We start from the raw sequence: 23,020 nt of genomic DNA, 5'->3' as shown, positions 1-23,020 counted from the left end.
ATTAAATCGGTGAGCCCGGTGGCATAGGCACTGGCTTGGTAATCACCTTATAGTCTTTATCACTCACGCCTTGATCTACTGCCTGTGCTAACCAAGCATAATGAGCCGCTAAATAACGACTTGCTCGCTTTTGCTTACGCTTCAGTTGTTTAAGCAATTGCTCCATTTTAAAGTGGATTTGTGCTTTCACCTCAGGACTGGTCGCAGGATTATGTAGCGCCGCAAGCATCTGCTCTATCACCACACTGTTTAATCGCTTCCATGTACCTAATTGCGCACTATTAGGCGGATCTAAATAGAGACTTTTAGCGATCATTTCATCCAGCACTGCAGCAATGGTAATCTGCTCACGATCAAGACTTGAAGCCTGTGCAATCCGATTTAGTCGAGTTGGTTGCAACATTTGACTGGTAATATGACGAGACAACATCTCTGCCATCGCCAATGGGTCGCTAATCACGTGCAGATTACTGGCAAAGCTCTCTCGATCACTTTGGTAATTACCGGTTTTAGGCACCAGCATCTGTAACTGTTGTTCAGGTACATTGAGTTTATCTAACTCAAGTTGCTCAGCCAGCGTCGTTAAGGCGCTTTGTTGTAACTCCGGTGCGGCATAATGCCAAACTTGATTATCATTGAAGTAGTTATAATCAACACCACCCAACACTTTTGCCGCCGCCGCAATTTGGTAACGGGTCAATAAATAGATAGGGACAAAAGTATCGCTCAATTCCCCCGTTGATTCTCCTACCAATAATGCCTGTGGCGAGAATTGTGCAATCGCCATTTGCCTGACCTGACTTAAACGGGCTAGTTCGGCAACCGGATCACTGCCGTTATCCCAAAGACTGGCATACATATGGCTTGCATCTGCTTGGCGCGAGTCTGCCTCACTAATGTATCGTAGCCCTTGTTGCTGTAGTTGACTGAGTAGCTTTTGCTGCTGCTCTGCGTTCAACTGTTCACTACCATAATCACCATAACCGTAACTGATAGCAAACTTGTCCCAATCACCAATGCCCTCTTTATAGGGTTGACTAATATCGATTTGCTCACCGTTTAGGGTAATTTGTGGATGCGGATAGTCCATCACTGATGCATTGTTATTGGTTGATGCGGCAAAGTTATGGTCGATACCTAAGGTGTGGCCAATCTCATGGGCGGCAAGTTGCCTAATCCGCGCCAAAGCTAAGTCCATACTCGCTTGTTCGGCTGCGGCTCTATCGCTCCAACCTGAGGTTAAGCCTCTGGCTATCATATGATCTTGACGCACTCGCTGACTGCCTAAGGTCACGTGGCCTTTAATGATTTCACCCGTGCGAGGATCAGTAATGGCAGCGCCGTATGACCAACCGCGAGTGGCACGATGCACCCATTGAATGGTGTTATAGCGGATATCTTGCGGATCGACTCCCTCTGGCAACATCTCTACTTTAAAACCATTAATAAAACCAGCATGATCAAATGCCTGCTGCCACCAGCGCGCACCATCAAGCAGTGCGGTACGAATCGGCTCTGGTGCACCGGGGTCAAGATAATAGACGATGGGTTCAACCACATCACTTGGCGCGCTCCCCGGATGCTCTTTTTGCAAACGATGCCGCACCAGTAAATGCTGTTTAATTGGCTCATCAATTGCGGTGGCATAATCGAGATAATCATTAAAGAAAAAGCCACTCATAGGATCATACCGACGTGTTTGATAACCAGCCTCAGGTAGCTCAATAAATGAATAGCGCATCACTAAACTGATATGTTTACCATCTGGCGTCACCGTAGCGACATGGTTGCCAGATTGCGGCGCACTAAAGGTCAATTGCACATCAACATCCGCATTACGTTCAAATGTTTTAACCTGCGCGGGGATGATGACTGAACGTTGCTTATCTAACTGGTACGCCCCTTGCTCACTGGCTTTTAAAGCATCAACAACGCCATGTAAGTCGTTAATCACCAAATCATTAATTGCCACGATAGGCCGTTTACCATCAATGATTTTACCTTGCCATAATACTGAGTCAGCAAAGGCTTGTTTAACGGATTGTTGCTCGGCAGGATTATCACTGTCAGCGCGATAGGCGGTATTGAGTTGCTTTAGAATAAGGTAAGGGCCTTGGCGCTCAAACTGAACTAATCGATTGTGACCCAGTTGACCGCGATCTAAACCGACATCATTAGAGCCTAGCCCTTGTGGCAGACTGGTCAGCATAATAAAGGGCTGATTTAATTTGCTCGCCTCGAGATAGAGCTGACCATCTTTTTGATTATAAAATAAATTAATAAAGCCTTTATGTTGTTGGCTTTGTTTAATGATTTGTTTACTTGAAGTATCAGCGGCCATGGTGACCGCTGGGGTACATACTAATGCCAGTGTTAAGGCAACATACCGAGATTTCATCCTATATCCCCTATTGATACCAGTCATTTATTGAGCATAGACTGGTATTGTTAGCCCGACTACCTTGCTGGGCGAATGTTGTTTTACAACACTTATTTATTATTAATTTTTTGTCACTTTATGATTAACCCAATGCGCTAATGTTTCAAACAGCTCAGGTAACATAATCGGTTTAGTAATATGGTCATTCATACCCGCCGCCAGACTCTTCTCTTTGTCACCGGACATAGCATGAGCTGTCATCGCAATAATCGGTAACTCATCAAGGCTGTAATGCTGACGCAGCGCTTTAGTGGCCGTTAAACCATCCATGACAGGCATTTGAATATCCATTAATACCACATCATAAGACCCTTTATTGACCATTTCTATTGCCTGTTGACCATTTTCAGCCAACTCAACCTCGTAACCGGCACTTTTCAATAGCTCAGTTGCAACTTGTTGGTTAATAAAGTTATCTTCAACCAACAGCACTGAACCTTTACTTTCAGAGGCTTCAGTGGCTTCTGGTTCAGATTCTTCGATGGCTTCCATCTCAATCGTCACTGGTGGCTGCGGCTGTCTAAAGGCCGTAATAATATGATCAAACAAATCAGATGCTTTAAATGGTTTCTGTAATGTCGTCACCACATCAATACCGTCCAACTGCACCTGCAATGGCTCGGCTGCATAAGCCGTCATTAACAGAATCTTAGGTCGTCTAGTGATACGACCATCAACAAGCATATCGTCAATATTATCGATAACCTGTAAACCATCCATGTTTGGCATCATCCAATCAAGCAGCACCAAATCGTAATCTTGTTGCGCAATTTGAGATAATGCTGACGCGCCAGAATCAGCCGTGTCCACATTAAAATGGAAGCTCTTCATCACTGATGAATAGATTTCGAGTGCAGTGCTATTGTCATCAACCACTAACACTTTGAGATGGTTCAATTGTTCAGGCACCACCATAGGGACAAGTGACTCACTTGGCGCTAATTTAAAGCTAACAGTAAAGCTAAAGGTACTACCATGATTTAATTCACTGTGGATGCTCATCTCGCCGCCCATCATGCTGACAAGGTGCTTACTGATTGATAAGCCTAATCCCGTGCCACCATACTTACGAGTGGTTGAGCCATCAGCTTGTGAAAAGGCATCAAATAGTTTGGCTTGCTGCTCTTTACTAATACCAATGCCAGTATCACGCACCCAGAATTTAAGGCTGACTCGATCACCTAGCTGTTTAACCTCTTCACAACCTAGTTCAATTTCTCCCTCTTGAGTAAATTTGACTGAGTTAGATAATAGATTAATCAACACTTGCCCTAAACGGAGTGGGTCACCTTCCAAACATAAACCTTGTGGTAAAGGAGAATAAAGCAATAGCTCCACCCCTTTCTCTTGAGCGCGTTGGGCATTCAAGTTAATGGCATGATCTAACACTTTATCAATAGGGAAACTGACTTTTTCTAGTTCGAGTTTACCTGCCTCAATTTTAGAGAAATCCAAAATATCATTAATAATACGCAGTAATGATTGAGCAGAGAAACCCGCTTTTTCTAAGTAGTCTTTTTGCTGCTCAGTTAGCTGGGTACGCTGCGCTAATTGCAGCATACCAATAATGGCATTCATTGGCGTACGGATTTCATGACTCATATTAGCCAAGAATTCACTCTTATATAGGTTGGCAGACTCAGCGTCTTGTTTTGCTTCAAGTAGCGCCACTTCATTGAGCTTATGAACCGTAATATCTTTATGAGTACCTAACATCCGTTTAGGTTTACCTGCCGAATTAAATTCAACAATTCGACCACGAGATAAAATCCAACGGTATTCGCCTTTTTTAGAACGCATTCTAAATTCAATCGAATAACTGCCTTTAGCCTGCTGGATATATTGTTCAATATAATCCATTACTCGATCATGATCCTCTGGATGTAACATGCTCAAGAAATTGCTGATCAACGCAGGATATTCATCATCTTTGTAGCCCAGCATAGTGTAATAAGCACTATTACAGATAAGCTGATCTGAATCTAAGTACCAATCCCATAGACCATCTTCTACCGCGTCCATAGCTAAGTGGTAACGCTCTTCAGATAAACGCAACTGCTCTGCAGCTTCATACTCTCGAGTAACATCACGCCAAATGGCAATCAAGCCTAACAACTCACCACGACGGTTATAAAACGGAATTTTGATGGTATCAAGCAACACGGGTTTACCAACCAGATCAACCCGCTCTTGATAGCGCAATGGCACACGATCGCGTAAGACCTGTTTGTCTTCTTCACGAATACGACGACCCTGTGCTGGATTGGTAATATCTTCAGGTGCTAAACCAATCATCTCACTTTCGCTAAAACCTAATAAGCGCTCTGCGGTTTTATTACAGCCTAAATAATTGCCCTCTTTATCCTTAAATACAATCGCCTCAGGAATCGAATCAAGTAGCGAACGTAGTAATGCATACTCACGTTCACGACGTTCTGTCGTCTCTTTTAAACGCTCGGTACGGCGCGCGACTAAATTATCAAGCCGTTTATTTTGTTCTGCAAGATGCTTGGTATATTGCGCATTTTCTTCAAATGTTCGACTAATCAGCGCAAACCATGGCTGCCAACCTTTAGCGATTTTGCTTGGTGGTTTGCGTGGATGCAGTGAGCAGGCTTCTAAATGCGATAACAGTCTAGACGCTGGCGTCACAAACGCGCGGCGAGTTTGCCAATGCACAATACTGACCAACAATGACAAGGCAAATACCACTAAGAAGAAAGTTAACTCAAGTTTCTGCCAAGACTCATTAAATAATGCGCTCTCATTTTGTAAGTACAACAAACGCCATGGTGCATTTTGCAAGGACACTGAATTGATATAGTAACCGTTGCGGATCACACCATGATTGGTATCAAACAGCTCGGACTCAGGCAAAGAATGTAATGCTGATGGTAAACGCTGACTCAAATGATAAAGCCGATTGGTATCGTCACTTTTAAAATCGCTGTGAGACAAAATATTGTTATTCTGATCAAGCAAAATTACTGTACCCGGCATCCGGAAATACATGCGTATTTGCTTAGCTAATGAGGCGAGCGTCATATCAAGATTTATGGAACCCATAAACTCTTTACGCAAATAGATAGGTACACCCAAAGTAGTAATTAAGCCACCTTGTTCAGGCGCGAGATAAGCTTCGCTCCAAAATACATTACGTTGCGGATTAATCGCTGGCGTGGCTAATTGAAACTGCTTGTTATTGAGCATCTCATCGCTAAAACGTGAACTGGCTTTATTCCATGGGAAATAAGACATCATCCGACGCTTCGAAATATAATAGATAGACGATGACTTAGGCGCGGACTCTTTAGCAATAGGAAACGACAAAGACAACTCAAATAGCATTTGCAGTTCTTGATAAAACTCAGGGCTACGGTTCTCCAACGAACCTTTACCGCTAATGCGACCAATATTAGTAAATGGCTTACCACTTTCAGCGTATTTAGGCTCTAACGTGAAATAATCATTGGTACGATTAAATTTTTCGTAATTTCGAAGGTAATCAGTATTTATTGGTGTTCGTAGTTCAAGATTATCAGTCGCAATAGTACGCAAACTTTTAACTGCACGAATACTTGATTCAAGCAATAAATCAATTTGCAAAACATGACGATGAATTTGCTCATCGCGCTGAGTCAGTAACTGCTCATTTTGGCGCTCAAAGAATATGCCCGCAGTAATAAACGCCAATACAATTACACCAATATAAGTGTAAAAAACAGAGCGATTATAATACTTTAAGATCGGCGACTTTAACTCTAGTTCGACTTCACTCGACTTCATGAACTACCCTAAATCGATACTGATTAACTTTAACCCTATAGCATATCAGTTTGGTTACGGTTTAGGATAGTCACATAGATTTAACTCTCAATATTCATCACAAATGTTCTTCTGCAAACTTAGCCAAACGCGAACGCATGACCCCATTAAGATAAACGTTAGCACTGCCTTCAAAATCTTTAAAACGCTCAACAATATAGGTTAATCCAGAGGATACCGCTGACATATAGTTGGCATCAATTTGGGCAAGGTTACCACTACAAATTAATTTGGTACCTTCACCCATCCGAGTAATCATGGTTTTAATTTGTGATGCGGTTAGGTTTTGGCACTCATCTAATATCACAATTGAATTTTGAATCGAACGACCACGCATAAAGTTAACTGACTTAAACTGGATATTTGCCTTCTCCATAATGTAATTCATGCTACCTTCTGGATTCACATCATGCTTGTGCAACACCTCAAGGGTATCGGTAATAGCCGCTAACCATGGTGCCATTTTTTCCTCTTCAGTGCCGGGCAAGAAACCAATAGACTCAGCAATTTCTGGGGTATTACGGGTTACGATCACCTTGTCATATTGATTACGCTCAACCACTAACTCTAAAGCCGCCGCTAATGCGAGTAAGGTCTTACCACAACCCGCGGGGCCCGTCAGAATAACCAAATCAATATTCGGGTCGAGTAAGGCATCTAACGCCATCCCTTGATAGATGTTTTTAGGTTTAATGCCCCAAGCTTCTTGATTCATTAACCTGTCGCGACCTAAATCAATCAGCTCAATAGATTGCTTATTAATTTGTGCTACGCGACCACAGAACTCATCTGTTTCATCAATCACATATTGATTGATATACAGCGGCTCATCTTTAAAATCGTCTTTCGGTACATGATGTATGGTTTGTCGACCTTGACGATCGGTTTCAACATTAGTGCAATGCTGCCAAAAATCACCGTCAATACAGGTAAACCCTTTGCTTAGAAAACGAATATCTTCAATTAATTGATCGGTACGATAATCTTCAACGCGTTCAATCCCCACCCCTTTGGCTTTTAAGCGCATATTGATATCTTTAGTCACTAATGCAACTAAACGTGGATGATGCACTTTTTGGAGATGCAAAGCGGCATTGATAATACGGTTATCATTGTGACCACCGGGGAGTTCGCCCACCACAGATTCAATTTGATGATCAGCAAAAATAGACAATGTTCCCGTTACATCAGCATGTTCCTCACTACAAGGTAATGGCACCCCGTTGATGATTTGCTCAGGACTGACATTTCCCCCCAAAATATCTTCTAAGGCACGAATGGCAATTCTGGCATCACGACTGATATCGCGTTTGGAGTCTTTAAGGTGATCAAGTTCTTCAAGCACGGTCATAGGAATAACCACATCGTGCTCTTTAAAGGAATAGATGGCGAGAGGATCATGTAATAATACGTTGGTATCAAGCACAAATAGCTTTTTGCAGTCTGGTTCCATAGTCACTCCGCTACCAATGGACCACCTACTAACCAGTTAACGCCTTTAGATTGCTTGAGTTAGCTCAACAAATTCTAACGACATTGACCATTGGGTGGACCAAGCAAATGAATTTATTAACGCTATTGTTACATTTCCATATTGTCACTTGAGCAAAAAAAGCACAAGCAATTATCATCTTAGCGCCAGTTCTCATGCGAAAGTACGACGCAATATAAATACAACCGATATACAGAGATATACACAAAATCACTAGCATTGTTGAGTGAAACTTCTACAATTATCACCAAGCTATCCGTTTGATGGCAGTAATACCAACTTGATTAAGAAGGTGATCATTCAGCGGGAGTTCAAGGTGCTGTAGACAAGGCGGACATTTGAACGGAATAGTTATTCTATTTTGAAAATGTTCAACGCAGTATACAGTGCCTTGAAACCCGCTCGAAGTGAGCTTTTCAGGCCTTTCCATTTCGATGTTGCATTGATTTGAAAGGGAATAGCCATTACGGCATCAATGCGCCTAGAACTGAAAAGGCTGACAAGCTCTGAATCGCTCACATCTTTAATCAAATTGGTATAAACCAAAATACAATTTTAATTATCGGCGTCGATGTTATAACATACGCGCCTTTTTGAGTTTCAGTATAGAGAGAACAGTTAAAGATGCCGTTTGCCTTAGGTCAACGCTGGATAAGTGATACCGAATCAGAACTTGGATTGGGTACTGTTGTTCAAGTAGAGGGTCGCATGGTCACATTAATGTTTCCTGCAACCGGTGAGAACCGTATGTTCTCACGTAGTGATGCCCCACTAACTCGAGTAATTTACAACCCAGGAGATAGTGTCGAAGGCCATGAGGGCTGGACATTAACCATCAGTGAACTTGAGGAAGATAATGGACTTGTAACCTATCACGGCACTCGCAGTGATAACGGTGAGCAAGCCAGTTTACGTGAAACTCTACTGAACCATAATATTCGCTTTAACAAACCACAAGATCGTTTATTCGCAGGTCAAATCGACCGCCTAGATCGTTTTGGTGTACGTTATCAAGCGCAAAACTTACGTCATCAAATTGCGACCTCAGATATGCTAGGCCAGCAAGGTCCTCGCGTAGGCTTAATTCCACATCAACAGTGGATTGCATCAGAAGTGGGTCGCCGTTATGCGCCACGCGTTTTACTTGCTGATGAAGTGGGTTTAGGTAAAACCATTGAAGCGGGTTTAATTATTCATCAGCAATTACTCACTGGCCGGGCAGAACGTGTGTTAGTGATTGTGCCTGACACCTTACGTCATCAGTGGCTAGTTGAGATGCTACGCCGCTTTAACCTACGTTTTTCCGTGTTTGATGAAGACCGCTGTGTTGAAGCTTATGCCGATAACGACAACCCATTCTATACTGAACAGTTGGTGATTTGTTCACTTGAGCTACTGCGTAAAAAGCGTCGTTTAGAGCAAGCCTTAGATGCCGATTGGGATCTTATGGTAGTCGACGAAGCGCACCATTTAGAGTGGGCAGAAGATAAGCCGAGCCGCGCTTACCAAATTGTTGAAGCACTAAGTGAAGAAGTGCCGGGCGTGTTGTTATTAACAGCAACCCCAGATCAACTTGGTCACCAAAGCCACTTTGCGCGTTTACGTTTGCTTGATCCTAACCGCTTCTTTGATTATGAAAGCTTTATCAAAGAAGAAGACAGCTATAAAGCCGTAGCAGAAGCTGCTGAAGCACTAAGTTCAGGCGAAAAACTGCCTGACAGTGCGATTCAATGCTTAACTGAACTATTGGCAGAAAAAGACATTATGCCAAGCATCAATATTATCCAAGCTGATGATATTGATGATGAATTAAAACAGCAAGCTAGCCAAGAATTACTGCAAGAACTATTAGACCGTCATGGTACTGGCCGCGTGCTATACCGTAACAGTCGTGCATCAGTAAAAGGCTTCCCACAGCGTATATTCACTAGCTACCCACAAGCAGTACCTGAGCAGTATCGTACCGCTGCGCGTGTAAATGCGATGATGAGTAACTATAAAACACCAGCGCAAAAGCTGACTGAAGCCCTAAACCCTGAAAAAATCTATCAAGAATTTGAAGAGTCTGGTGCCAGTTGGTGGAAGTTTGATCCACGCGTTGATTGGCTAATTGAATTCCTAAAGAATAACCGCAGTAAGAAAGTCCTGATTATTGCTAGCCGCGCTGAAACCGCGCTGAGTCTTGAAGAAGCATTGCGTACCCGCGAAGGTATTCAAGCAACAGTGTTCCATGAAGGCATGTCAATTATTGAGCGAGATAAAGCGGGTGCTTACTTTGCTCAAGAAGAAGGCGGAGCACAGGCACTTATCTGTTCTGAAATTGGTTCAGAAGGTCGTAACTTCCAGTTTGCTAGCCATTTAGTATTATTTGACCTACCACTTAACCCAGATCTACTTGAGCAACGTATTGGTCGTTTAGATCGTATTGGTCAAAAGAATGATGTGCAAATTCATTTGCCATACCTAGCTGGAACCGCGCAAGAGCGTCTACTACAGTGGTTTGAGCAAGGTCTAAATGCATTTGAGCTAACTTGTCCGGGTGGTCATATTCTGTTTAACGAATTTGTGGAGCCATTAACCAATGTGTTAATGACTGGCGATGAAGACGAGCAAACAGAGCTATTGAATCAAACTCAGGCACGTTATAACGAGCTTAAGCAAGCGATGGAACAAGGTCGCGATAAGTTGCTAGAACTTAACTCTAATGGTGGTGCTCGCGCAGCAGCATTAGTGAAAAAGCTTGCCGACTTAGATAACGATACTCACCTAATTGGCTCTGTTATCCGTTTATGGGACATCATTGGCGTTGACCAAGAAGATCGTGGTGAGAACTCGATCATTCTACGTCCAAGTGAACATATGATGTACCCGACATATCCTGGCTTACCTGAAGATGGTATTACGGTAACTTTTGATCGCGAAACGGCATTATCTCGTGACGATATTGCACTAATTACCCAAGAACATCCGATTGTACAAACAGGTTTGGACTTAATTACGGGCTCTGAAACGGGTACGACCAGTGTTGCTATTCTAAAGAATAAAGCCCTGCCAGCAGGTACAATTTTCTTAGAGCTAATCTACATGGCCGACGCTTCTGCACCACGAGCTAGCCAGCTATACCGTTACTTACCACCTACACCAATCCGTGTGTTATTAGATAAGAATGGTACTAACTTAGCCGCTAACGTGACTTATGAAAGCTTCGATAAGCAGTTAAGTGCCGTTAACCGTCATATTGGTAGTAAGCTCGTGACGGCATCACAACCAATGTTGCATCCATTATTTGCTAAGGGTGAAGAATTTGCCCAGCAAGACTTGGATAAGCTCGTGGTTGAAGCACGTGAAAAGATGACGACTCAATTGACTGCTGAACTTGCACGTTTAGAGTCATTAAAAGCGGTCAATCCGAATATTCGTGATGAAGAGCTCGACTATTTACGTCAGCAAATGACTGAACTCAATGGTTATATGGATCAAAGCCTACTGCAATTAGATGCGGTACGTTTAATTCTAGTCAGTCACGCTTAATTGATATCTGATTATAGCTAAGCAAAGCCCTGTTTTTAACAGGGCTTTTTTGTATACTGAACACACAATCTACTTTATTGATATCAGCCTATGAATGGACTCTACAGACTGCTATTGCTAACGCTATTTAGCGGCATTAGTTTTATAGCTCAAGCACAAACCAATCCTGAACTTCAAGTCTCACCTTGGCAGGGCAAACAACAGTTTGGCAGCGTATTTATTATTAGCGCGCCCAAACAGCCTATTTTAAGCCAGAGTATGTTAGGTCATATTCAGCAACAACTGCCCACTAAAGGCTGGGCTAGTATCGCAATAACGCCGCCACTGAATATCAATAGTGAACCTGCAGCACAACAATCATGGCTCCAACAAGCACTGACACAAATGCAGCAAGCAAGTCACGAATATACGGGTAAAAAGGTGTTAATCATTGCGAATCAAAGTGCGGCAATGGCGGTTGAGTATTTTACCAAGCAACAAGACAGCGATATTGATTTACTGGTATTAATCGATCCATTTGATACACGCACTGAACATAATCGCACCCTGCTTAGTCAACTTGATCAGCTAACACTTCCGGTATTAGATATCGCCAATATTGATGCCCACCCGATTGCCCAAAATAACTATCCAAGCCGTTATCGAACCAGTAGCTCTGCAGACACAGCAAACTATCGATTAATGACGCTAACATTACAACAGCAGCAAATGGCATCATGGCAAACCGCTGTTGAGTGGATTAATAGTTATAGCCGCAAGCAACTCGGATTATTGAGTCAATAATAAAAAACCCAGCTCACTGAGCTGGGTTTCATTAATATTCTATAAATATTAATTAGTGCTGACGAGGAAAGCCATCTTCATCCATATCATCGTCATCATAATCTTCGTCGTCAAACTCGTCATCGTCACCCATAAAGAAGGTGCCCCAACCGTCATATTCAACTTTTTGCTTCTGTGCTAGCAGTAACATTTGCTCAGTTGCTTGATCTAGCAACTCAACCTCAAGCTTATGGTAAGCGACAGCATCAAAACAGCAAACAACGGTACCGTCGTCTAACTCCATCTCTTCTGCATCATTTACTTCAAAACCTAACTTGAACGCCTCAACTGCGGCTTTTTCTAAGCGATCAAAGCTTTCAGAAGAAAAGTGATGTTCAATAATATATTCAGCATCAGCTGCAGAACCATCATCAAGCAAAGCTTTAACGATTTCACGGTTTTCTTGTTGCTGTGCTTTAAATTGGCGTTCAAACGACATTGACTGTCTCCGTAACAAATAATCGACTTACTATCAGTAGTGATTATACGTGATTATCGTGCAGAGGTTTAGCCATTAATGCTTGTGCCTCTTCATTTAATTGATTCCAGCGAGTTTCCATCTGCGTATGGACCTCTGCAGCAAATGCTTTAATTTCTGACTTCTCAATACCTTGAGTTGGAATTGGGTCCATCATTTCAACAATCACCACGCCATTATCCCAGCGATTTAGATTGATGTTAGCTTGGCATGACGCCAATACTGGCACCATAGGCACACCGGCCTCAATCGCGGTATGGAACGCGCCTAATTTGAACGGTAATAAACCACGACCGCGTGAACGAGTACCTTCTGGGAAAATCCATACAGATAAGCACTTTTCTTTAATCTTTTTAGCTGTTTGCGCCATGGTGGCAAATGCGCGACGACGGTTAGTCCGATCGATTAAAATATTGCCAGATAACCAATATAGTTGACCGAATAATGGGATCCACACCAAGCTTTTTTTGCCTAAACTCACCGTACTTTTAGGCACCATACCGGTATGGGTAAACATGTCGTAAGTATTTTGATGGTTAGCAATATAAATATAAGGTTGCTGCACTGCTTGTGCTGATGGTCGTAATATGACTTTAATCCCTAAAATTGGGGCAACCCATGAAAACCATTTAGCAAACATATGTACATTATTGCGATGGCGAGGACGTAAAATACACAGTAATCCACCACACACAAAAGCCAAAATTAACAAAATAGCCAATATTATTGACCTTAAAACTAACAGCACAACAGACTCCGACAAGCTAATAGGCGGCCAGTATAGCGACAGCTAATAAAGAGCTCAATCTAATGTTTACAGCTGTAAGCTGTTTATTTATCAAGCTCACACTATAGGCTGCTATTTCATTAATACCTTACCTGTTAGCGTGTTGTATTCAATCAGAATTTGTTGATCAGCCATCAAAGCATAAGTACATAAGCCATTCACCGCGCTGACCACTTTAAATACACCGGAGGCTGTTGAATAATAAAATTGGTGAGAACCATCAGCAAGCTTATTGCCTGCTCCTGAATAATCGAGCGTTTGGTTATAGCCTAATAAACCATTCCACAGTCGACCACACATATTAGTATTAGGATTAGTGACAACAGAATGGCCGGGACTTTTTTTATCTTGAGACTCTATAGGGTAGCCATTTGCATTGAAATTAACACTGTCATCAAGAAAGCCTGGCATATCACCAACCGCTTGACCTTTTGCTTTTAATTGCCAAACCATATGGGCCTGCAAGACTGAAGTTTGCAAAGTTGCAGCAGTCATTTTTACTGAGGTATGCAGCGCTTCCTCTGAAATAAAGATCACTCTAGGCACCGCAATAACCGCGGCAATGCTAGAATAATCATCACTACAACTAACTCAATCAGTGTAAATCCTTTTACTGACACAATGTCATCCTAACATCGGTGTATTTATCAATTATTAAACTAAAATTAGCGTTAAATTTGTATTAGCTTAAAGCGTTAATCTTGCTTCTTTATTGATATTACTGACACCATTCGATAGACAATGGCATAAGCTGCTAAACACATTACAATCATGGCTCCACTTGGAAGATCAAATAATGCGGACAGCAATAACCCAGTAAAGTACCCTAGCAAACCAATAATATAGGCATAAAGCAGCGACCATTTATGCGACTGCCTTGCAACTGCTAATGCAGGGAAAATCAAGCTACTAAAAACGAGATAGACGCCAACTAACTGCACACTAATGGTTATCACAATGGCAAATATCACATAAAAGCCAATACCGCTGAGCAGTGTTGGTAGCATAAATAGCAGTATCAATATCAATGTATAGACCAATACCGGCAGCACTAATTGCGACCAACTGACCCATAAAATTTGACCTGACATTAGCTGTTTAATAATTTCACTGCCATGGGGATCATTAGCGAGTAACAGCACGGCTAATACCGCAGCAATCACATATAGCCCACCAATTAACGCTTCTAAATCTTGCTTAAAATAATGAGCTAACAACGCAATTAAACCTGCACCGGCCAATGCAAATAGCGTAGGTAGCCACCACAATACATAGGGCAAGTGACTAAGCTCATGATTCAGCTGTACCACCACAGTACCCAGTGCGGCAATTTGAGCAATGGCTAAATCAATAAAGATAATGCCGCGCGTCAGCACCTGCCGCCCTAACAACACATGGGTAGATAGCACGATGCTGCCAGCAACAAGTGCTGGCAACAAAATAGACCATAACGAACTATCAATCATGACTGGCTATCCAGTAAGAGCGCTATCACACTGTCATACAAACTGAACAGATCTTGACTTTGCTCATTACCACCCACTGACATCGGTAATACTACAACCGGTAAACCAGTTCGTTCAGCTAGCCAATTGGCACCACGATTATCTTGATACGAAGCCAATACAATCGCAGTTGGCGCCTGCTGTTCAACCACAGCTAACAATGTTGCTAAGTGACTACTACTTGGTGGTAAACCCGGCTTAGGTTCTAAATCCGCCACTTGCTCAATACCAAGCCAGTTATACAAATAACGAAAGCTAGAGTGATAACCGACGACTTTACGACCTTGTAGCGGTTTTGCTTGCGTTAGCCAACGATCGATAGCTTGCTGCCAACGCTGACTAAAATCCATAAATGCAGCTTGGTAATTAGCTTGTTGTTCAGGATCTAATTGGCTTAATTTTACAGTTAATGCCTGCGCAACCTGCAGTAATCGCTGAGGATCAAAATGAAGGTGTGGGTTACCTAATGCATGCACATCCCCCATACTGGCATCGACCTTGTCGAGTTTATCTAAAGTCTCGACCTGCATCGCCGCATAAAACAATCCCTGTTCGGTACTACGCACCTTAGCGTTAGCAGATTTCATCATTAACATGGGTAACCAGCCAATCTCTAAATCGGCCCCAGCACAAACCACTAAATCTGCTTGACGCATTTTAGCGATTAAGCTTGGGCGAGCTTGGATCATATGCGGATCTTGATAAGCTGTTGTCGCACTAAACACTTTTGCATTAGGCGCTAACTCTTTAACTAACGCAGCATATTCAGGCTCGCAACTAAATACATTTAATTGTGCTGCTGCTGGCATAGCAGCTAGTGCCATTGTCGCCGCAAATATTGACGCTATAAATTTAGAATTGATGCGCACCGTGAGCCCCCAGAGTCATAACATATTGTAGTGTCACGATATGATCGTCAGTGATATCAGCATACTGGTTACCTTGTTGATAACTGTATTGCAAACGTACCGTTGAAAAATGGCTATGATGCCAAGCCAGCATCACATCAGTTTCTTTAAACTCCTGCTGGTGTAAATGATCACCATGAGCTTGCCATACGTCAGCTTGACCATAGCGAACACCAGCACTCCATTGCGGCAAGAATTGATAAACACCACTGACATACCAAGCACGGTTTTGCTCTGATAATGTTTGTTCTATATGGCCGTCATGCTCAAGTGCAAACAGATCTTGTTGTAAGAAATACTCAGCGGAAAGGGTTAAGTTTTGGTACTTATAATTCCCCTCTGGCGCCCACTTAAATACGGCATCAGCAATATAGGTATTTTTCCCCGTATAAGCCGCATTATGACTGTGTCCCGAATGTTCATCATGGCCTGCTTCATGAATTTCAGCCTCATGCTCTTCGTGACCTTCATGTTCAGCGTGTTCTTCATGGATCATTTGAGTACCGGCTTCATTACGCAGATAACTCAGGCCAAACTGCCATGAACTACTTAAACCAATATCGCCGCCCCACTTACTGTATGCCGTCATCGCCCCAACCGTTTTATAATCAGGTAAGGCCTCTCCCTCATGAACATGCGCTTCACTACGCAATGATTTACCCGTGAATGCTTCAACACCTAATAACCAATAAATATCAGTGGGTGCCACATAATTAATCCGTAGACCATCATCAAAATAGTGACCGCCAACAAAAGCACGGTAAGCAAGTGGTCGCTGCACAAAACTATCACTGTGAGTATGTTGGTTATTTAAATAACCGATATCAGATAAAAATCGACCCGCTCGTAAACTGAAACCTGCAGGCAGTGCGAGTGTTTGAATAAACGCTTCTTCTAAACCTACTTCAATATCACCATCATGCTGTTCTATAACTGTAGTCAACTTACCAAAAAAGTAGTCATCGATATTGGCACTCATTGCCAACTCTGTATGCCCAAGCCCAAAGCCCTTTTCAGTTTCAGATAATGGACGTTCGCCCTCTTGATAATACCCCTCAAGCACACCACTAATGGCTGGATTAGAGATCATTGAAGATTGCGCAAATAATGGTGTTGAAAAAAATATAGCCGTTGTCATCCCAGCTAGATATGCAGGATATTTAATCATTTTCATAAAAACTCCGTATAACAAAACGCAGCTCGATGAATTTATCGAACTGTAATTATTTAAAATTTAATGTTTGTTAATACGGCGGGGCGCGGCTTTGATAATAACGACTAACAGTAGCAACATAGCTCAGTAATAATGGTGTTTCACTGATAAAAGTCTGTTTGTTAATCGCTAAGTTAAATTCAGCTGTACTGATAGCATGGCTAAAATTATGGTGATGAAAACATAATGAACAGTGCTGATTCACACCGTCACTGGTGTGCTGATGAGCTTCAACTACAAACGACGAAAACACTAGCATGAATGCTAGTAAAATCGTAATCATCTTGTAGCGAGAAGTTAGCACAGAGAATCAACCCATAGAGAAATGTGATTTAAGTGTAAATTTAACTTATGCAAGATGCAACTAAAGTAATGATAATCGTTATCTTATAGCAAGATTTAACTTATACCAATTTGATTAAAGATGTGACTGATTCAGAGCTTGTCAGCCTTTTCAGTTCTAGGCGCATTGACGCAGTAATGGCTATTCCCTTTCAAATCAATGCAACATCGAAATGGAAAGGCCTGAAAAGCTCACTTCGTGCGGGTTTCAAGGCACTTTATACTGCGTTGAACTTTTTCAAAATAGAATCACTATTCCGTTCAAATGTCCGCCTTGTCTACAGCACCTTGAACTCCCGCTGAATGATCACCTTCTTAATCAAGTTGGTATTACCCCTTAAAATTTAAGATTAACTTAAGCTGATATCGGTATGCTGTAGATATCAGGATATAAGATCCGGCGTTAATGCCCCAATGGAGATAAGAAAAATGTTAGCATTTCTTCGCGCAAATATTGGCTTAATTATTGGCACAATTCTATTTTTTGGATTTGTATTAGGCGGTATTTATTACGTTGAACACTCATTGGCGAGCCAAGTACAAGTAATTGAATAATTAATTTAAGAAATTAAGCCACTCGCAACGCATGCTAAGTGGCTTGAGCTTATAGCAATTCTATCGATTGATATGAATTAACGATATTTCTGTCGCTGCTCACTATCATCAGGTCGCTCTGGGGCTTCAACAACCCGTAGCTGATCCATCATATGACTCACAAATACTGTAATACCGGCAAAAATAGCCACCGGAATCGCCCAAGCTTTGCTTGTAGGCACAAAATAACAGTAAGCAATTGCTGCTACCGCAATATAAAATCCAATCAGTTTTAATTTAGATAAAGTCGGACTTTTAGCTAACCATGCCTCACAATGAGGACACTGAATTTGAGCACTAAAGCCCTTACCTCTTTGATGAGTTACCGCACCCGCTGCAAATGAACGACTACAATGAGGACAAATCACAATACTACCTCTACATAATTTTCCTACTTGAAGATACTATTTCAGACATTGGAAAAATTCCCGCTGAACCTCTGTAACTTCAAGCAGCTTAGAGACATAGTTTAGCAGAAAGCCTTATCTACATCTTTAATTTATCACGCGATAAATGACTCATATCAGCCAATTCCCTTAACCGATGCTACCACTTAAATCTGATTTACAGCATTAAGGGATAGCGCTAAAATCGCGCCCTAGGCAACTTTAGGGAAACCAATATGCATCGTTCGATAAGCGCAGCTGTACTCGTGCTGCTATCGTTATTTTCAACTGTTTCAATGGCGCAAACTGCACCCGTTACAGAACAAATTACACAACTTTCCAATATTATTGAAAAAGACATCGCCCAATTACCAATGGCTAAGGGTGAGCTAAAAGCATTAACTGAATATCGCATCAATCAAAAAACAGATGAGATGCGTGTATTAATTAAAGAGTTAATGGCGAAACCAGAAGCAAACAAAGCCTTTTTAACAAACTTAATCAGTAATCAAATCAAATTCACCGATCAAGCTTTGCAATATATCCGTCAAGATATTAAGCAGCTACAAGCTCAACTTGGTCAGAAAAATGATAATGAACTGATGATCCGCATCGCGAATCGCGAGCATCAGAATATTGATTACCAGCAAGAGCAATTGCAGAATATTCAATGGGCTGACAAATTAGGTATTGATACTAGTGCTGAAAAAACAGCATTAATTAATCAGTTAACTTATCGTGCCGATCGCTTAGCATCATTACTGACATTCAGCCAATCACAACTTAAAGCCGCCATTGTTGCTGCAACTGAAGCCGGTAAAGCGGTGACGTCAGCACAAACGGATAAAGTGGCACAGCTAAAAGTATTGATGACTACATCAAGTGACAACTTAGCAAAAACCATCGACTTACTTGATGTCTTAAAGCAAAACACTGCGGAATTAAAACAGACGCTATTCCAAGTTTCTGGTGATATTACTCACGACGTACTTAATTTTGCAGTGGCTTCAAGCCTAATTGAGCAGTGGTTCAATGTGGCACAAAAGCAGTTAGTAGAAAATGGCCCTGGACTGATGTTCAAAACCTTTATCTTCTTACTGATTTTATTCACAGCAAGTCTATTGTCTAAGGTCGCACAACGCATTGTGGCTAAGGCTGTAAGCAACTCAAAACTCAAGTTCAGCAAACTATTACAAGACTTCTTTATCTCATTGTCAGGTAAAGCGGTATTTACCATTGGTTTACTGGTTGCGTTATCACAACTAGGTATTGAATTAGGCCCATTACTGGCAGGTTTCGGTATCGCCGGTGTGATTATTGGTTTTGCTTTACAAGATACTTTATCAAACTTTGCATCAGGCATGATGATCCTTATCTACCGTCCATACGACGTAGGCGATCTGATCAATGCTGCGGGTGTCACTGGTAAAGTAAGCCATATGAGCTTAGTTTCAACGACCATTAAAACTCTTGATAACCAACGTTTAATTGTGCCAAATAATAAAATTTGGGGTGACACAATCAACAACATTACCGCTGAATTCCAACGCCGTGTAGATATGACATTTGGCATTGGTTATAGCGATGATATTGAGCACGCTGAAAAAGTACTAAATGAGATTGTACATAACCACCCTAAAGTACTTAAAGATCCTGAAGTGACCGTTAAGCTTCATAATCTTGGTGAGTCATCTGTTGATTTCGTGGTTCGTCCATGGACTAAACCTGAAGATTATTGGGATGTGTACTGGGATATTACTCGCGAAGTTAAAATGCGCTTCGATGCCGAAGGTATCAGCATTCCATTCCCACAACGCGATGTTCATATTTACCAAACTAAAGCCGAATAATGTTAATTTGATTCGAGCTATCAAAAAAGGCGCCACTGGCGCCTTTTTTATTTAATATCAATTAATTACTGATTAAGATAAACCGTAAATATTACCTTCAGCATCAATATCAATATTTAAGTAGCTTGGTTTAATGCCTAAGCCTGGCATGGTCATGACTTTACCAATCAATGCAGTAACAAAACCCGCACCCGCATTCACCTTTAATGAAGTAATTGGCACGATAAAGTTAGTCGGCACGCCTTTTAAAGCGGGGTCATGACTAATAGATAGTGGCGTTTTAGCAATACACACTGGTAAGTCACCAAAACCTAATTCATTCAAGCGCTGTAACTGGGTTTTAGCAAGCTCAGACAGCTCCACACCATCGGCACCATAACCCACTTCAGCAAGTGTCATTAATTTAGACTCAAGGCTTTGTTCATTTTTATATAACAGCTTAAATTCACTTGCTTGCTCAGTCGCTTTTAATACTGCAGCAGCTAGTGCCGTTGCACCTTGTGCGCCCTTAGCAAACGCCTCACTCACTTCACAACCAAATGCACCACTTTGCATCACTTGCTGTTGTAGCCATTCAATTTCGGCATCAGTATCGGTTGGGAATTTATTGATTGCGACCACGGCAGGTACGCCATAACGACGAACGTTATTAATATGCCACTCTAGGTTAGCAAAACCTGCTTCTAAACGCGTCATATCAGGGTCAGTAATCGCTAGCTCTGACTTTAAACCGCTATTTGCTTTTAATGCTTTTAAGGTCGTCACTAAGACTACAGCACTAGGTGCTTGACCTGATTGGCGCGCCTTAATATTACAGAACTTTTCAAAGCCCATATCAGAGCCAAAGCCAGCTTCAGTCACGACAAAATCAGCTAAGCGTAGTGCCATTTCATCAGCAATAATTGATGAGTTACCGTGTGCAATATTGGCAAATGGGCCTGCATGCACTAAACAAGGCGCGGCAGAGACAGTTTGCATTAGGGTAGGTTGAATTGAATCAGCCATAATGACCGTCATCGCACCAGCCACACCTAACATTTCTGCTGTAATAGGTTGGCCTGATGTATCTAACGCTAAAATGACTCGACCAATACGCTGGCGCATATCAGCAAGATCACGGCTTAATGCCAAAATTGCCATTAACTCAGATGCAGCTGTAATATCAAAACTTGATTCATGCTCTGGGCCATTACCCGCACCACGACCCACAATCACACTGCGCAAACTACGCTCGTTATGATCCATCACTCGCTGCCATAAGATTTGAGTCGGATCGATATTTAACGGAGTTAAGCCTGATTGCTTAGTAAACGCTTCTGCACCTAGACGAGTCTCATGATGCAATCTTGAGTCAATTGCAGCAGTTGCTAAGTTATGGGCACTTGTTACCGCATGGATGTCACCCGTTAAATGTAAATTTAACTCTTCCATTGGAATAACTTGCGCGTAGCCACCACCCGCAGCCCCACCTTTAACACCAAAAACAGGTCCCATACTTGGCTGACGAATACAAGCACATACTTTTTGATTAAGCGCTTGTAAACCTTGAGTCAAACCAATAGTCGTTACTGTTTTACCTTCACCAAATGGCGTTGGTGTAACCGCGGTCACTAATACTAATTTGCCTTTAGGGGCATCTTGTAAACGCTTTAATAGGCTTAAATTAACTTTAGCTTTGGCATTACCGTACGAAGTTAACTCTGAAGACTCAATCCCTAAATCTGCCGCAATTTGGCTAATAGGTTGGCGCTGAGTTTGGCGTGAAATTTCAATATCATCAAGCATGCAGGGTTCCTAGCAATATAGTTATTAGTTAGAACATCATAGGACAGCGGCATAGTAGGCGATTAAAGCAGCTTGCAAAAGCACTACTATGCTAGAAACAGTGTTTTTATTTAACACATCCCCATTTTGTGATCCTACCCACAAATCATTGTTTAATTTAACAAACAATGAATACTCATCTTCTCTCCAATTAAGAGATAAAAGTCACTTGGCCAGTTAAATGAGGCCGGCGGCCACGTTGATCTCTTAATTCAAAATGCCAGCCTTCAGTTTCAACTTGAGCACCAAACTGAACCGTTGCAGGCATAAATACGGGCAACTTAAACTCCACATCAATACGACAAGGTTTATCACCAATATGTGGCATTAATTGCGCAACACAACGCGCTTTAGACCACATACCATGGGCAAGAACCCGGTCAAAACCAAACCGTTTTGACAGTAATGGGTGCAGATGGATCAAGTTATAATCACCAGATGCCTTAGCATAGCGGCGACCAGTATCTTCATCTAGCTGCCAACATAGAGGTGATGACCAATCCATTTCAGCGGCTTTAGGTGGTCTAACACGACTTTTTTGCCCTTCAATCCGATATAGATAAGTAGAGCAAGCCTGCCATACAAGCTCACCATCAATGGTCGCTTCTGAAATAATGTCAAACTCTAACCCGGCAGATGCCATCCGACTTGTCTTAATACGACATTTCAGATCAAAAACATCATTAATTGTGAGTGGTCGATATTGGCTAATACTGTTCTTTAAATGGATCATTCCTAATAACGGAAAAGTGATCTGTTCATCAGTAAAAATAGTCGCATGCAAGCGAAATGCTTTAACATAAAGATAAGTTAGCGGCAAATTAATACCGTCAAATTGAAAACCGCATACTTTGGCGTATTGGGTAACTTTATCTGCATGAACTTTAACTTGCGGAACCTGTACCTGAATATGAGGTAGTGGTTGCTGATCCCAACCAGGTTTACGCACAAAGAAAATCTTGCGATATAATGACATTAATGAAGGCAAATTCTTCAATTCAATGCTAGCTTCTTTACTCAACA

At 41.9% G+C, this 23,020-nt stretch carries 18 protein-coding genes; 4 read left to right on the top strand and 14 right to left on the bottom strand.

From position 1 onward, the window contains the following. Window position 1 precedes the first annotated feature (1 nt). The 3 genes from JCM15074_RS08405 to JCM15074_RS08395 all read right to left on the bottom strand — a co-directional run bounded on the left by JCM15074_RS08405 (window position 2) and on the right by JCM15074_RS08395 (window position 7,718). Complete coding sequence (locus JCM15074_RS08405) at window positions 2-2,398, bottom strand: zinc-dependent metalloprotease (protein ID WP_025820798.1); 2,397 nt, start codon at window positions 2,396-2,398, stop codon at window positions 2-4. Between the two features lie 102 nt (window positions 2,399-2,500). Further along, window positions 2,501-6,226, bottom strand: coding sequence for a response regulator (locus JCM15074_RS08400; RefSeq protein ID WP_025820797.1), 3,726 nt, complete (start codon window positions 6,224-6,226; stop codon window positions 2,501-2,503). Between the two features lie 97 nt (window positions 6,227-6,323). Further along, entirely contained in the window at window positions 6,324-7,718 is a 1,395-nt protein-coding gene (locus JCM15074_RS08395; protein ID WP_025820796.1) for a PhoH family protein, read from the bottom strand. Window positions 7,719-8,381: 663 nt separating this feature from the next. On the opposite strand from JCM15074_RS08395, the gene rapA reads away from it, so the two are divergent. Together rapA and JCM15074_RS08385 are read left to right on the top strand one after the other, a co-directional pair. Next, window positions 8,382-11,288, top strand: coding sequence for an RNA polymerase-associated protein RapA (gene rapA, locus JCM15074_RS08390; protein WP_025820795.1), 2,907 nt, complete (start codon window positions 8,382-8,384; stop codon window positions 11,286-11,288). Window positions 11,289-11,378: 90 nt separating this feature from the next. Beyond that, the gene (locus tag JCM15074_RS08385) at window positions 11,379-12,071 is read left to right on the top strand and encodes a DUF3530 family protein (protein WP_025820794.1); all 693 of its coding nucleotides are present in this window, start codon (window positions 11,379-11,381) and stop codon (window positions 12,069-12,071) included. A gap of 52 nt (window positions 12,072-12,123) precedes the next feature. Here the strand turns inward: JCM15074_RS08385 and rraB are convergent, their stop codons facing one another. From rraB to JCM15074_RS08350, 8 genes are all read right to left on the bottom strand, one after another. Then, window positions 12,124-12,549, bottom strand: coding sequence for a ribonuclease E inhibitor RraB (rraB, locus tag JCM15074_RS08380; protein ID WP_025820793.1), 426 nt, complete (start codon window positions 12,547-12,549; stop codon window positions 12,124-12,126). Window positions 12,550-12,592: 43 nt separating this feature from the next. After that, complete coding sequence (locus tag JCM15074_RS08375; protein WP_025820792.1) at window positions 12,593-13,336, bottom strand: 1-acylglycerol-3-phosphate O-acyltransferase; 744 nt, start codon at window positions 13,334-13,336, stop codon at window positions 12,593-12,595. A 111-nt stretch (window positions 13,337-13,447) separates the two neighbouring features. Then, window positions 13,448-13,912, bottom strand: a complete 465-nt coding sequence (locus tag JCM15074_RS08370) for a hypothetical protein (protein ID WP_025820791.1) — start codon at window positions 13,910-13,912, stop codon at window positions 13,448-13,450. Then, window positions 13,909-13,995, bottom strand: a complete 87-nt coding sequence (locus tag JCM15074_RS25600; RefSeq protein WP_373278892.1) for a prepilin-type N-terminal cleavage/methylation domain-containing protein — start codon at window positions 13,993-13,995, stop codon at window positions 13,909-13,911. Before JCM15074_RS25600 ends, JCM15074_RS08370 begins: the two co-directional genes overlap by 4 nt. 75 nt (window positions 13,996-14,070) lie before the next feature. Next, a complete protein-coding gene (locus tag JCM15074_RS08365) occupies window positions 14,071-14,841 on the bottom strand; it encodes a metal ABC transporter permease (RefSeq protein ID WP_025820790.1) in 771 nt (256 codons plus the stop codon). After that, window positions 14,838-15,749 carry a metal ABC transporter solute-binding protein, Zn/Mn family gene (locus JCM15074_RS08360; RefSeq protein ID WP_025820789.1) on the bottom strand — a complete coding sequence of 304 codons (912 nt, stop codon included), beginning with the start codon at window positions 15,747-15,749 and terminating at the stop codon, window positions 14,838-14,840. The genes JCM15074_RS08365 and JCM15074_RS08360 overlap by 4 nt, the downstream gene beginning before the upstream one ends. After that, a complete protein-coding gene (locus tag JCM15074_RS08355) occupies window positions 15,733-16,956 on the bottom strand; it encodes a hypothetical protein (RefSeq protein WP_025820788.1) in 1,224 nt (407 codons plus the stop codon). The genes JCM15074_RS08360 and JCM15074_RS08355 overlap by 17 nt, the downstream gene beginning before the upstream one ends. 76 nt (window positions 16,957-17,032) lie before the next feature. Continuing rightward, complete coding sequence (locus tag JCM15074_RS08350; protein ID WP_148300762.1) at window positions 17,033-17,254, bottom strand: hypothetical protein; 222 nt, start codon at window positions 17,252-17,254, stop codon at window positions 17,033-17,035. A gap of 518 nt (window positions 17,255-17,772) precedes the next feature. On the opposite strand from JCM15074_RS08350, the gene JCM15074_RS25245 reads away from it, so the two are divergent. Then, window positions 17,773-17,898 (top strand): hypothetical protein, encoded by a 126-nt coding sequence (locus tag JCM15074_RS25245; RefSeq protein ID WP_267880178.1) that lies wholly within the window; start codon window positions 17,773-17,775, stop codon window positions 17,896-17,898. 77 nt (window positions 17,899-17,975) lie between these two features. Here JCM15074_RS25245 and JCM15074_RS08340 read toward each other — a convergent pair whose 3' ends face one another. Further along, on the bottom strand, window positions 17,976-18,305 hold the full coding sequence (locus JCM15074_RS08340) for a hypothetical protein (RefSeq protein ID WP_025820786.1): 330 nt from the start codon (window positions 18,303-18,305) through the stop codon (window positions 17,976-17,978). 254 nt (window positions 18,306-18,559) lie between these two features. On the opposite strand from JCM15074_RS08340, the gene JCM15074_RS08335 reads away from it, so the two are divergent. Then, the gene (locus JCM15074_RS08335) at window positions 18,560-20,173 is read left to right on the top strand and encodes a mechanosensitive ion channel domain-containing protein (RefSeq protein ID WP_025820785.1); all 1,614 of its coding nucleotides are present in this window, start codon (window positions 18,560-18,562) and stop codon (window positions 20,171-20,173) included. Between the two features lie 72 nt (window positions 20,174-20,245). On the opposite strand, the gene JCM15074_RS08330 is transcribed toward JCM15074_RS08335, so the two are convergent. Both JCM15074_RS08330 and JCM15074_RS08325 read right to left on the bottom strand, forming a co-directional pair. Further along, complete coding sequence (locus JCM15074_RS08330; RefSeq protein WP_025820784.1) at window positions 20,246-21,958, bottom strand: formate--tetrahydrofolate ligase; 1,713 nt, start codon at window positions 21,956-21,958, stop codon at window positions 20,246-20,248. A 190-nt stretch (window positions 21,959-22,148) separates the two neighbouring features. Then, entirely contained in the window at window positions 22,149-23,018 is an 870-nt protein-coding gene (locus JCM15074_RS08325; protein ID WP_025820783.1) for a MaoC family dehydratase, read from the bottom strand. Window positions 23,019-23,020: the final 2 nt, after the last annotated feature.

The organism is Shewanella marina JCM 15074, assembly GCF_000614975.1.
Lineage (GTDB): Bacteria > Pseudomonadota > Gammaproteobacteria > Enterobacterales > Shewanellaceae > Shewanella > Shewanella marina.
Note: the sequence above shows the minus strand (reverse complement) of the source record. Positions and strands in the feature narration are given on the sequence as shown.

Bases quoted from the DNA above. Each gene is read 5' to 3' on its own strand.
- JCM15074_RS08365 (WP_025820790.1), bottom strand. From the start codon at position 14,841: ATGATTGATAGTTCGTTATGGTCTATTTTGTTGCCAGCACTTGTTGCT.
- JCM15074_RS08335 (WP_025820785.1), top strand. From the start codon at position 18,560: ATGCATCGTTCGATAAGCGCAGCTGTACTCGTGCTGCTATCGTTATTT.
- JCM15074_RS08405 (WP_025820798.1), bottom strand. From the start codon at position 2,398: ATGAAATCTCGGTATGTTGCCTTAACACTGGCATTAGTATGTACCCCA.
- JCM15074_RS08400 (WP_025820797.1), bottom strand. From the start codon at position 6,226: ATGAAGTCGAGTGAAGTCGAACTAGAGTTAAAGTCGCCGATCTTAAAG.
- JCM15074_RS08385 (WP_025820794.1), top strand. From the start codon at position 11,379: ATGAATGGACTCTACAGACTGCTATTGCTAACGCTATTTAGCGGCATT.
- JCM15074_RS08395 (WP_025820796.1), bottom strand. From the start codon at position 7,718: ATGGAACCAGACTGCAAAAAGCTATTTGTGCTTGATACCAACGTATTA.
- JCM15074_RS08355 (WP_025820788.1), bottom strand. From the start codon at position 16,956: ATGATTAAATATCCTGCATATCTAGCTGGGATGACAACGGCTATATTT.
- rraB (WP_025820793.1), bottom strand. From the start codon at position 12,549: ATGTCGTTTGAACGCCAATTTAAAGCACAGCAACAAGAAAACCGTGAA.
- JCM15074_RS08330 (WP_025820784.1), bottom strand. From the start codon at position 21,958: ATGCTTGATGATATTGAAATTTCACGCCAAACTCAGCGCCAACCTATT.
- JCM15074_RS25245 (WP_267880178.1), top strand. From the start codon at position 17,773: ATGTTAGCATTTCTTCGCGCAAATATTGGCTTAATTATTGGCACAATT.
- rapA (WP_025820795.1), top strand. From the start codon at position 8,382: ATGCCGTTTGCCTTAGGTCAACGCTGGATAAGTGATACCGAATCAGAA.